7 protein-coding genes are annotated in these 9,470 nt (G+C 72.3%); 5 read left to right on the top strand and 2 right to left on the bottom strand.

What is annotated here, in order from left to right:
• The first annotated feature begins 119 nt into the window (after positions 1 to 119).
• The 5 genes from ACIRU3_RS23030 (at position 120) to ACIRU3_RS23010 (ending at position 7,659) form a co-directional block, all read left to right on the top strand.
• Positions 120 to 1,553 carry an MFS transporter gene (locus ACIRU3_RS23030; protein ID WP_404059114.1) on the top strand — a complete coding sequence of 478 codons (1,434 nt, stop codon included), beginning with the start codon at positions 120 to 122 and terminating at the stop codon, positions 1,551 to 1,553.
• A complete protein-coding gene (locus ACIRU3_RS23025; RefSeq protein ID WP_404059110.1) occupies positions 1,550 to 3,418 on the top strand; it encodes an ABC transporter ATP-binding protein in 1,869 nt (622 codons plus the stop codon). Before ACIRU3_RS23030 ends, ACIRU3_RS23025 begins: the two co-directional genes overlap by 4 nt.
• Positions 3,415 to 5,130: an ABC transporter ATP-binding protein gene (locus ACIRU3_RS23020; protein WP_404059107.1), complete on the top strand. Its 1,716-nt coding sequence runs from the start codon at positions 3,415 to 3,417 to the stop codon at positions 5,128 to 5,130. Before ACIRU3_RS23025 ends, ACIRU3_RS23020 begins: the two co-directional genes overlap by 4 nt.
• A gap of 70 nt (positions 5,131 to 5,200) precedes the next feature.
• On the top strand, positions 5,201 to 5,944 hold the full coding sequence (locus tag ACIRU3_RS23015; RefSeq protein ID WP_404059104.1) for a thioesterase II family protein: 744 nt from the start codon (positions 5,201 to 5,203) through the stop codon (positions 5,942 to 5,944).
• 86 nt (positions 5,945 to 6,030) lie between these two features.
• Entirely contained in the window at positions 6,031 to 7,659 is a 1,629-nt protein-coding gene (locus ACIRU3_RS23010; protein WP_404059102.1) for a (2,3-dihydroxybenzoyl)adenylate synthase, read from the top strand.
• Positions 7,660 to 7,771: 112 nt separating this feature from the next.
• On the opposite strand, the gene ACIRU3_RS23005 is transcribed toward ACIRU3_RS23010, so the two are convergent.
• Together ACIRU3_RS23005 and ACIRU3_RS23000 are read right to left on the bottom strand one after the other, a co-directional pair.
• On the bottom strand, positions 7,772 to 8,437 hold the full coding sequence (locus ACIRU3_RS23005) for a TetR/AcrR family transcriptional regulator (protein WP_404059099.1): 666 nt from the start codon (positions 8,435 to 8,437) through the stop codon (positions 7,772 to 7,774).
• 286 nt (positions 8,438 to 8,723) lie between these two features.
• Positions 8,724 to 9,452, bottom strand: coding sequence for a TetR/AcrR family transcriptional regulator (locus tag ACIRU3_RS23000; RefSeq protein WP_404059096.1), 729 nt, complete (start codon positions 9,450 to 9,452; stop codon positions 8,724 to 8,726).
• Positions 9,453 to 9,470: the final 18 nt, after the last annotated feature.

Raw genomic sequence — 9,470 nt, 5'->3', positions numbered from 1 at the left:
CGGGGGTGACAAGGGTCGCCTGCCCCTTGTACAGTTCTTGTACGCGTACAAATAACGCGTACGAAAATGGAGGAGCAGTGAACGAGGCAGGTCTGAACAGGGGTCGAGTGCTCCTTGCGGTGGCCTTGGCGCAATTCACCGTCACGATGGTGATGTCGATCGTGAACGTGGCGTTGCCCGCGATCCGCACCGGCCTGGGATTCGACCCGGATCAGCTCTCGTGGGTCATCAACGCGTACTCGCTGGTGTTCGGCGGCCTGCTGCTGCTCGGCGGCCGCGCGGCCGACGTGTACGGACAGCGCCGGCTGCTGGTCGGCGGTGCGCTGGTCTTCGCCGCCGCCTCGCTCGGCGGTGCGCTGGTGCAGAATCCCGCCGAGATGATCGTCGCGCGCGTTGTGCAGGGTCTCGGCGCCGCGGCCATGGCGCCCGCGGCACTCGCGGTGCTCACCACCACCCAGCGCGAAGGCCGTGAGCGCACCAGGGCGCTCGGCGTGTACGCCGCCGTGTCGGCCGTCGGCGGGGCCGCCGGCGTGCTCGCCGGCGGCCTGCTCACCGAATACGGCGGCTGGCGCTGGGTCATGCTCGTCAATGTCCCCATGGCCCTGGCCGTGGTCTGGCTCGCCCTGCGCCACGTGCCCCGGGGCGCCGCGGCCGGACGGCGGCGGCTCGACGTGCTGGGCGGCATCCTGGGCACCGGCGGAGTCGGGCTGCTCGTCCTCGGCGTCGTACGCACCAACGAGTACGCCTGGACCTCGGCCGTCACCCTGGGCACGCTCGCGGGGGCGGTGGTCCTGCTCTTCGCCTTCGTCGTGGTCGAGACACGCTCGTCGACGACCGATCCGCTGGTGCGCTTCGGACTCCTGGCCCGGCGCAGCGTCGGCGGCGCCAACCTCTTCATGCTCCTGGTGTGCGCGGGCCAGTTCGCCGGCTTCTACTTCGTCTCGCTCTACCTCCAGCAGGTGCTCGAGATGAAGCCCGTCGCCGCCGGTACGGCCTTCCTGCCCTTCTGCGCCGGCATGATCACGGGCAGCGCCGTCTCGACCCGGCTGCTGGGCACGCTCGGGGCCAAGGCTCTGCTGGTCCCGGGCGGTCTGGTGGCAGCCGCCGGCTTCGGCTGGTTCGGCATGATCAGCTCGTCCGGCAGCTTCCTGACCGACATCCTCGGGCCGTCCCTGGTGGCCGGTTTCGGCATCGGAGTCTGCTTCGTCCCGCCGACCGGCGCGGCCACCGGCGGACTCCCCCCGCACGAGGCGGGGATGGCCTCCGCGCTGCTCAACAGCGCTCGGCAGATCGGCGGGGCGATCGGCCTCGCGGTGCTGGTGACCGTCCAGGTCCAGCACACCAAGGACGGACTTGGCGCCGGAGACACTCCCAAGGAGGCCATGACCAGTGGATTCGGTCTGGGACTAGGCCTGGCAGGAGCGATCATGGCCGTGGCCGCGCTCGTGGCGGCTGTCGTGCTGCCCGGACGCGCGCGGGACGCCGCCGCGGGCCGCACACCCGCGCAGGCTGCCGACGGCACCGGCGTCCCGGCGACGGAGGTACGGCGGTGACCGCCGAAGCCGAGTCCCCGGAGGGGGGCGGCGCCCACGGAGAGCAGCCGAGCGCCGGGGCCTCCGGCGGGCAGGCACTCATCGGGCTGCTGCGGCCGCACCGCTTCAGCCTCGGCGCCGTCCTCGTCCTGCAGATCATCAGCGCTCTCGCCGGTCTCGCACCGCTGATCGCGGTGGTCGAACTCGGACGTACGCTGCTGCTGCCGGGTCCGGTGCACGAGGACCATGTATGGACCGTCGTCACCGCGGGAGCGATCGGGCTGCTCGTCCGCGTCCTCTTCGCGGCCCTGGCCTCGGGTATCGGACACGTCGTCGACGGCGAACTCCAGCTGTCCCTGCGGCGCATGCTCGCCGCCCACCTCGGCCGGCTGCCCATCGGCTGGTACTCCCGGCGCAGTTCGGGCGAGCTCGGCCAGGTCGTGCAGAACGACGTGGGCGATCTGCACCCGCTGACCGCCCACACCCCCGGCGAGATCACCTCGGCTGTCGTCGTGCCCGTGGCCTCCCTGGTCTACCTGTGCTCCATCGACTGGCGGCTCACCCTGGTCGCACTGATTCCGGTGCTGCTCGGCCTGGTGCTGAACCTCATGCTCATGTCGGACAGCCGGCGTCGCGACCAACTCGCCCTGGACGCCGCGATGGGCCGGATCGCCGGTTCCGCCGTCGAGTTCGTCGAGGGGATCTCGGAGGTGAAGGTCTTCGGCGGCGCCGGGCGCGCACACCGCAGCTTCATCGAGGCGGCGGACGACTTCGCCGACTACTTCCTGGGCTGGGTGACCGGCGTCGCAGGCCTCGGTGCCCTGGCCTCCCTCGTGCTGTCGCCGCCGTTCGTCCTGGTCGTCGTCCTCACCGGTGGCACCGTACTGATCACCGGTGACGCCATGCCGCCCGCCGACCTGCTGCCCTTCCTGCTGCTGGCACTCGGGCTCACCGCCCCGGTCGCCGCTCTCGGTCACGGCCTCGACGACGTGCAGGCCGCCCAGCGGGCAGCCGGCCGGATCCGCGCCCTGCTCCGGGAGCCACCGCTGCCCGAGCCGGCCCGTCCGGTCGCACCCCGCGGCCACAGGGTCGAGCTCCGCGGCGTCGGGTTCTCCTACGAGCCGGGACACGAAGTCCTGCGCGGTGTCGACCTCGTCCTCGAACCGGGCACCACCACGGCGCTGGTCGGCCCCTCGGGCAGCGGGAAGTCCACTCTGGCCCAGCTGCTGCCGCGCTTCTTCGACCCGACGAGCGGTGCCGTCCTGCTGGGCGACGTCGATCTGCGGGACATCGCACCCGGGCAGCTGTACGGACTGGTCTCCTTCGTGTTCCAGGACGTCCGGCTGCTGCGTGCCACGGTCGCCGAGAACATCGCGCTCGCGGTGCCGTACGCCGGCACGGACGACATCGTCCGCGCGGCGCGGCTCGCGCGCATCCACGAGCGGATCGTCGAACTGCCCCGCGGATACGATTCCGTGATCGGCGAGGACGCGGGGCTGTCCGGGGGAGAGGCCCAGCGGATCTCCATCGCACGGGCGCTGCTCACCGACGCACCTGTGCTGGTGCTCGACGAGGCCACCGCGTTCGCCGACCCCCGTACGGAACACGAGGTGCGCCAGGCCCTGGACACGCTCAGGGAGCACCGCACACAACTGGTCATCGCCCACCGGCTCGAAACGATCGCCGGGGCCGACACCGTCGTGGTCCTGGAGGACGGACGGGTCTCCGAGCGCGGCACACCCGCCGAACTCCTCGCGCGGAAAGGAAAGTTCGCCACTATGTGGCAGGCCCAGCAGGCCCAGCAGGCCCAGCAGGCCCAGCAGGCGAGGCGCGGCGAATTGCCGCAGGACCGTGACCCGGTGGTGCAAGGAGGGGAGGCCCGATGATCCGTCTGCTGCTGCATGTGCTGGGCGACGAGCACGCCCGGCCGCTGCGCCGCACGCTCACCCTGATGGCCGCGACCGCGACGGCAGAGGGGCTGTCCTACGCTCTGCTGGTCCCGCTGCTGAACGCCCTGTTCGGCGACCGGCCGGCAGACGCCTGGCCGTGGCTGGGCGCTTTCGCGGCCGTGGCGGCCGGCTGCGCGGTGCTGCGCTATCTCGCGGACCTGTCGGGCTTCCGGGCCGGGGCCGTCCTCTCGCGCGGCCTGCACCACCGGCTCGGCGGCCGGCTGGCCAGGCTGCCCCTGGGATGGTTCACCCCGAAGCGCGTCGGCGACGTGTCCGTCCTCGCCAGCCGCAGTGTGCTGCAGGTGATGGCCGTCCCGGCCCACCGCCTCCAGCCGCTCATCGGCGCCTGCGTGACACCGCTCGCCGTGGTGGCCGTGATGCTCTGCTACGACTGGCGGATGGGGCTCGCCGCCCTGGCCGCCGTACCGGTCGTCGCGGCGACGCAGATCTGGACCGGCCGAGCCACCGCGGCGCAGGACGCGGAGCGCCTGCGCCGGGGCGACGAGGCGGCCGGCCGGGTCATCGAGTACGTCCGCGCCCAGCCCGTGCTGCGCGTGGGAGGCCGGACCACCGACGGGTTCCGGCAACTCGACGACGCGCTCGACGGGCAGCGCCGGGCGATACGGCGCTCCGCCCTGTCGGCACTCCCCGGCGTGCTGGGACTGTCCTTCACCGTGCAGGCCGTGTTCACCGCGCTCCTGGTGCTGGGCACGGACCTCGCGCTCGGCGGCCGGATCCACCCGGCCGAGGTGCTGGCGCTGCTGGTCCTGGCCGCCCGGTGCGTGGACCCGCTGTTGTCGCTGTCCGACCTCGCCGGCCAGATGCGGGCGTCGCGCGGTGAGCTGGAGCGGCTCGACGCCGTACTGCGGGAGGAACCGCTGCCCGAGCCGGCGCAGCCGCTCGAACCACGGAACGCCGCCCTGTCGTTCGACTCGGTGGTGTTCCGTCGCGGCGGCCGCACGGTCCTCGACAGGATGTCGCTGACCGTGCCTCACGGCCAGTGCCTCGCGGTCGTCGGCCCGTCCGGAGCGGGCAAGAGCACGCTGCTCCACCTTGTGGCGCGCTTCCACGACGTGGACGCGGGCGCGGTGCGGCTCGGTGACGTGGACGTCCGTGACATCCGCACCGACGAGCTGATGAGCCGGGTCTCGGTGGTGTTCCAGAAGGTCTATCTCTTCGACGGCACCATCGAGGAGAACGTACGTCTCGGCCGGCCCGACGCCAGTGACGCCGAACTGCGTGCCGCCGCGGCGGCCGCCCGCCTGGACGAGGTCGTGGCCCGGCTGCCGGAGGGCTGGTCGACCAGGGTCGGAGAGGGCGGTGCGGTGCTCTCCGGCGGAGAACGCCAACGTGTCTCCATCGCCCGGGCGTTGCTGAAGGACGCCCCTGTCGTGCTGCTGGACGAGGCGACCTCCGCACTGGATCCGGAGAACGAGGCGGCCGTCCAGGAGGGTATCGAGCACTTGCTCCGGGGGCGGACCGTGGTGATGGTCGCCCACCGGCTGAGGACCGTCCGGCAGGCGGACCGTATCGCCTTCCTGGACGGCGGGCACGTCGTCGAGCAGGGCACCCACGACGAATTGCTGCGCCGGAACGGGCGCTACGCCCGGTTCTGGCAGGTGTCCCTGGCACCCGTACCGAGTGAGTGAGGCGGACATGATCTCCGACCCCCTGCCACCGTCCCGAGCCGGCGCGGCGGTCCGCCGACCCGCTCCACGCGTGTGTGCCAGAGCCCGGGTGCTCTGCTTCCCGCACGCCGGCGGCGCCGCGAGCCACTACCGCCGGTGGGCCGTGGAGGCTCCCTGGGACCTGGAGTTCGCGGTGATCCAGTACCCCGGCCGCGAGGATCGTTACGAGGAGCAGGCGCCCGCCCACATGGCCGGGCTGGTCGGCGAGATCGTCGCCGAGCTGCTGTCCGACCCGTCGGCCGGTACCCCGCTCCCGACGGTGCTGTTCGGACACAGCATGGGGGCGGCCGTGGCCTACGAGGTCGCCCGGGGACTGACGGCCGCCGGCCGGCCCCCGGTGGCCCTGGTGGTGTCGGGCCGTCCCGCGCCCCGGCTGTCGCGGCCGGGCACGGTACACCTCGGCACGGACGACGACCTGATCGCGGACATGCGTCGCCTGGGCGGCACAGGGAGCGCCGTCCTGGGCAACGCATCCCTGATGACGGCCGTACTGCCCGCCGTCCGACGCGACTACCAGCTCATCGAGACGTACCGGCCGCTGCCGGGCGTCTCGCTGCGGGCCCCGGTCACCGTCCTGTACGGGGACGGGGACCCCGAAGTCGACGAGCGGGAGGCCGCGGCGTGGCACGAGGCCACCGAGGGCCCCTGCGCGGTCCAGGTGTTCCCCGGCGACCACTTCTACCTCGAGACCCACCGCCGAGCGGTGCTCGACCTCATCGTGGCGCAGGCGCGCGCCGCGGCCGGCCCGCCCGCGGCCTGGAGCGCCATGCCGTGACGGGCCCCGTCGCGGTGCGGCCGCGACGGAGCCGGGCCGCAGAGGTGCCCGGCATCACCATTCAGCAGACAGACGGGGGATCATCGATGAGCGAAGGCCTTGTGGGCTGGCCCGACGCAGTGGCCCGGCGCTACCAGGAACTCGGGTACTGGACGGACGAGACGCTGGGTGTATGGCCGTCCGGTGTACCGGATCGCGGCGCCCGGACCGCCCTGATCACTCCGGAACGGCACTTGACCTTCGCCGAACTCGACCTGGCCGCCGACCGGACGGCCGCGGGGCTGTACGCACGCGGACTGCGGCCCGGCGAGCGTGTGGTCGTACAACTGCCCAACACCGCGGAGCTGGTGGTGCTCAGCCTGGCACTGTTCCGGCTGGGCGCGCTTCCCGTCTTCGCGCTTCCGGCGCACCGGGAAGTGGAGATCGTCCACCTCGTGGACACCGCGGAGGCAGTGGCGTACGTCTGCCCGTCCGAGTCCCTGGACAGCGAGTACGGGCGGTTGGCCAAGGAGGTCGCAGCCCGCTGTGCCTCCCTGCGGGAGGTGCTGGTGGCGGGCGGGGCGGGCCCCTTCGGCACGCTCGGCGAGGTGGACGCGGAGCCCCTCGACCTGCCCGCGCCCGGCCCCCGCGACGTGGCGCTGTTCCTGCTCTCCGGTGGCACCACGGGCCGGCCGAAGCTGATACCGCGCACCCACGCCGACTACACGTACCAGATACGGGAGAGTGCGCGGCTGTGCGGCTTCGGCCCGGACAGCCGCTATCTGGCGGCGCTGCCGACGGCGCACAACTTCGCCCTGGCCTGTCCCGGTGTCCTGGGCGTCCTGCGGCTGGGCGGAACGGCCGTGCTGGCTCCGGTGCCGACACCGGAGGTGTGCTTCCCGCTCATCGAGCGCGCCGGGGTGACCGCCACGTCTCTGGTGCCGCCGCTGCTCCCCCTGTGGCTGGAGGCCACGGAGTGGAACGAGCACGACCTCTCCACGCTGGAGCTGCTCCAGGTGGGCGGTGCCAAACTCGACGCCGCCACGGCACGGCAGGTGCCCGGCGGACTCGGCTGCACGCTTCAGCAGGTCTACGGCATGGCCGAGGGACTGCTCAACTACACGCGTCCTGACGACCCTCAGGAGGTGGTGTGCCACACGCAGGGGCGCCCGCTGTCACCGGCGGACGAGATCCTGGTGATCCGGGAGGACGGCCGGCCGGCCGCGCCCGGAGAGCCGGGCGAACTGCTCACGCGCGGGCCCTACACCCTGCGTGGCTACTACCGGGCTCCCGAGCACAACCGGGCCCGGTTCACCGAGGACGGCTACTACCGGACCGGTGACCTGGTGGTCCGGACGGCCGACGGGAACCTCGAAGTGGTGGGCCGGGTCAGCGACGTGGTCAACCGGGGTGGTGAGAAGGTGCCGGCCCAGGAGCTGGAGGAGCACCTGGGCGCGGACGACCGGATCGCTGCCGCCGCGGTCATCGCGCTGCCCGACGACCTGATGGGGGAGCGGACATGCGCCTGCGTCGTCCCGCGGGACACCGCTCACCCGCCGACGCTGCGCGAGGTGCAGAGCGCCCTGCGGGCGCGCGGTATCGCGGCCTACAAGCTGCCCGACCGTCTGGTGGTGCTCTCCGAGCTCCCGCTGACCGCCGTGGGCAAGGTCGACAAGAAGGCACTGCGGGTGAACGTGCTCGCGGGCCCCGCGACCGCCCGAGCCGCTTCCTCGTGAGCGGTTCCCCCGGGCGGGCTTCCCGCGGAGTGTGACGCGGTCCGGCTCGCCCGTGCCGTGGCCCGGTGAAGGTCTGGAACCCCTCACCGGGCCACGGTGCGCGCAGTTCCGATCAGACGTGTGCGAGCAGTCCCTCGACCACCGCTTCGAGGCCCTGGCGGTGGGTGTCGCGGGCGGTGAGCTCGGCCCATCGGCCGGCCAGAGAGGCGAGCCGCGGGTACTCGTCCTCGGCCAGGGCGGCGAAGGTGCGGTCGCGATGCGAGGGGCGGTCCGCCTCCGCCCGCCGGCGCTCACGGGTCACGCGGATCATCAACTCGCCGACGGTGTAGTACCAGACGATCCGGTACGCGTCGACGGCCTGCTCGGGCGTGAGACCGCACTCGATGGCGGCGTCGACCATGGCCTCGACCATCCACAACGCGGAGACGGCCATGAGATCGTCCGAGGCGAGCACTTCGACGATCCAGGGGCACTCGGCGAGCACGTCGTGGAGCAGCTGCCCCGCGGTGATCATCCGCTCGCGGGGATCCTTCGGCAGTTCGGGGCGGGGGATGCTCCGCGCGTGCTCCTCCAGGAGGAGCAGCAACAGCTCATCTTTGTCGCGTACATGGTGATAGAGTGCCATTGGTGTGCTGGCCAGCTCTTTCGCCAGGCGCCGCATCGACAGGCCATCGGCGCCTTCCGCCGCCAGCAGACGCTGGGCGGCCGAGATGATCGCCTCCTGCGACAGTCGGGGCGGACGACCGGTCCTGCCGGTGCGATTCGTTCGGGGCTGCATCCGTCCATCTTCCTTCACGTCTGGCCGGCCGCGTCCGCGGCCCGCCTCGTAGCGGGCGCTGTGCGCGACCGTGGACCCCGCCGACCGGCTCCCCGGTCCCGCAAGGCCGTGGTGGGGTGTCGGAGGGCCGTCGCGTAGGCGCCGGAAGGGGGGGAGCCGCCCGCGGGGATCACTGCCGGTCAAACCCAAGGGCCCGCGTTCTGGCCGGGTTGTCAACACCTCTTGGTGCCAAGCGAGTTGAAGCCACAGAATGCCTGGCCGACACCGTAGCATCCGGCCGGTCGGGTCACCCGGCGATGTGTCCGTCGGCGTGGCCGGGCGGCCACGGGGCCGTGCCGGCGCCGCGCAGAAAGCCGGCGACGAGCGCCTCCAGCCCCTTGCGGTGCGTCTGCCGCGCGGTGAGGTCGGTCCAGCGATCCGCGAGGGCGTGGAGGCGTGGGTAGGTCCGCGGTTCGATGTCCGCGAAGACCCGCTCCCGGTAGGGGGGTTGGTCCAGCTCGGCGAGGCGGCGCTCGCGGGTGAGGCGGATCATGAGCTCCCCGGACGTGTAGTGCCAGATGACGCGGTAGATCCCGACGGCTTCGTCGGGCGCGAAACCGCAGTCGACGGCCGCATCCAGCACGGCTTCGATGATCCACAGGTTCGAGGCCGTCATGAGGTCCTCGGAGGACAGGATCTCCCCGAGGAACGGGCAGTCGGCGAGCATGTCGTAGAGCAGCTGGGAGCTTGTCACCAGCCGCTCGCGCGGGTCCGCGGGAAGCGGAGGCCTGGACACGTTCTGTGCCTTGGTCTCCAGGAGCAGCATGAGGAGTTCGTCCTTGTCGCGCACGTGGTGATAGAGGGCCATCGGGGTGATGGACAGCTCGCGGGCCAGCTGCCGCATGGACAGACTGCCGTCGCCCCCGGTGCTGATGATGTGCTGCGCCGCGGCGACGATCACCGCCTGGGAGAGCCGGCTGCGGCGCCGCGCCCCGGTGTTGCGCCCACGACTGCCGTCCGGCTGCTTCGGTTCCACCGTGCTCGTCTCCTCGCG

This window comes from Streptomyces sp. NPDC101151 (assembly GCF_044768335.1).
Classification (GTDB): domain Bacteria; phylum Actinomycetota; class Actinomycetes; order Streptomycetales; family Streptomycetaceae; genus Streptomyces.
Note: the sequence above shows the minus strand (reverse complement) of the source record. Positions and strands in the feature narration are given on the sequence as shown.

Coding starts and splice junctions, on each gene's coding strand:
- ACIRU3_RS23020 (WP_404059107.1), top strand. CDS start 3,415: ATGATCCGTCTGCTGCTGCATGTGCTGGGCGACGAGCACGCCCGGCCG.
- ACIRU3_RS23010 (WP_404059102.1), top strand. CDS start 6,031: ATGAGCGAAGGCCTTGTGGGCTGGCCCGACGCAGTGGCCCGGCGCTAC.
- ACIRU3_RS23005 (WP_404059099.1), bottom strand. CDS start 8,437: ATGCAGCCCCGAACGAATCGCACCGGCAGGACCGGTCGTCCGCCCCGA.